The following is a 1,113-nucleotide window of genomic DNA, read 5'->3' as shown; positions in this document are numbered from 1 at the left end:
TTGGTGGAGCCTAGCGGGATCGAACCGCTGACCTCCTGCGTGCAAGGCAGGCGCTCTCCCAGCTGAGCTAAGGCCCCATTGTTTGGTCGGGAAGACAGGATTCGAACCTGCGACCCCTTGGTCCCAAACCAAGTGCTCTACCAAGCTGAGCTACTTCCCGAACTTGAGTTGCTGAGTGTAAAAATATGGCGCGCCCGAGAGGACTCGAACCTCTAACCGCTTGATTCGTAGTCAAGTACTCTATCCAATTGAGCTACGGGCGCCTATGGAGTTGTGCTCCGGTTTTTGCAAAAAAATGGTGCCGAGGACCGGAATCGAACCGGTACGGTAGTCACCTACCGCAGGATTTTAAGTCCTGTGCGTCTGCCAGTTCCGCCACCCCGGCTAAGGGTCGGCATTATGTGCAAAAAAATGGAGCGGAAGACGAGGTTCGAACTCGCGACCTCCACCTTGGCAAGGTGGCGTTCTACCACTGAACTACTTCCGCAAAAATGGTGCGGGTGAAGGGAGTCGAACCCCCACGCCCGAAGGCGCTAGATCCTAAGTCTAGTGCGTCTGCCAGTTCCGCCACACCCGCGTGGCAATAATGAAATTAAAATGGTGAGCCATGAAGGATTCGAACCTTCGACCCTCTGATTAAAAGTCAGATGCTCTACCAGCTGAGCTAATGGCTCATGTACATGAGTGGTGCCGGAGAAAGGACTTGAACCCTCAACCTACTGATTACAAGTCAGTTGCTCTACCAGTTGAGCTACTCCGGCGAAAGAGAAAAAATGGTGGAGGATGACGGGATCGAACCGCCGACCCTCTGCTTGTAAGGCAGATGCTCTCCCAGCTGAGCTAATCCTCCGATATGTATCGCCCAGCGACGTCCTACTCTCACAGGGGGAGACCCCCAACTACCATCGGCGCAAAAGAGCTTAACTGCCGTGTTCGGGATGGGAACGGGTGTGGCCTCTTTGCCATCATCACTGGACTATTTTGTTTTGAAAGACAAGATTTAGTATACCAAGGTTATCGGTATTTCTCAAGCTTTTTTTCAAAAAAACTTGGCTTATTCTTTCAAAACTGGATACACGACACTGGAACTATGCAAGGTTCCGTACATTGTTT

Annotated in this window: 9 tRNA genes and 1 rRNA gene; all 10 read right to left on the bottom strand. The window is 51.6% G+C overall.

From position 1 onward, the window contains the following. Position 1: 1 nt before the first annotated feature. The 10 genes from QMA01_RS18170 to rrf all read right to left on the bottom strand — a co-directional run bounded on the left by QMA01_RS18170 (position 2) and on the right by rrf (position 976). Positions 2 to 77 (bottom strand) — tRNA-Ala (locus tag QMA01_RS18170). Between the two features lie 6 nt (positions 78 to 83). Next, positions 84 to 160, bottom strand: a tRNA-Pro gene (locus QMA01_RS18165). A 26-nt stretch (positions 161 to 186) separates the two neighbouring features. Beyond that, positions 187 to 263, bottom strand: a tRNA-Arg gene (locus QMA01_RS18160). A gap of 33 nt (positions 264 to 296) precedes the next feature. Next, positions 297 to 385, bottom strand: a tRNA-Leu gene (locus QMA01_RS18155). Positions 386 to 412: 27 nt separating this feature from the next. Next, positions 413 to 487, bottom strand: a tRNA-Gly gene (locus QMA01_RS18150). 5 nt (positions 488 to 492) lie between these two features. Further along, positions 493 to 577: transfer RNA gene (locus QMA01_RS18145), tRNA-Leu, on the bottom strand. A gap of 21 nt (positions 578 to 598) precedes the next feature. Beyond that, positions 599 to 674 (bottom strand) — tRNA-Lys (locus QMA01_RS18140). Between the two features lie 11 nt (positions 675 to 685). Continuing rightward, a tRNA-Thr gene (locus QMA01_RS18135) sits at positions 686 to 761 on the bottom strand. Between the two features lie 13 nt (positions 762 to 774). Then, positions 775 to 850, bottom strand: a tRNA-Val gene (locus tag QMA01_RS18130). Positions 851 to 860: 10 nt separating this feature from the next. Further along, a 5S ribosomal RNA gene (gene rrf / locus QMA01_RS18125) occupies positions 861 to 976 on the bottom strand. Positions 977 to 1,113: the final 137 nt, after the last annotated feature.

It is taken from the genome of Planococcus notacanthi, assembly GCF_030407825.1.
Lineage (GTDB): Bacteria > Bacillota > Bacilli > Bacillales_A > Planococcaceae > Planococcus > Planococcus notacanthi.
This window is presented reverse-complemented; position numbering and strand designations above follow the sequence as displayed.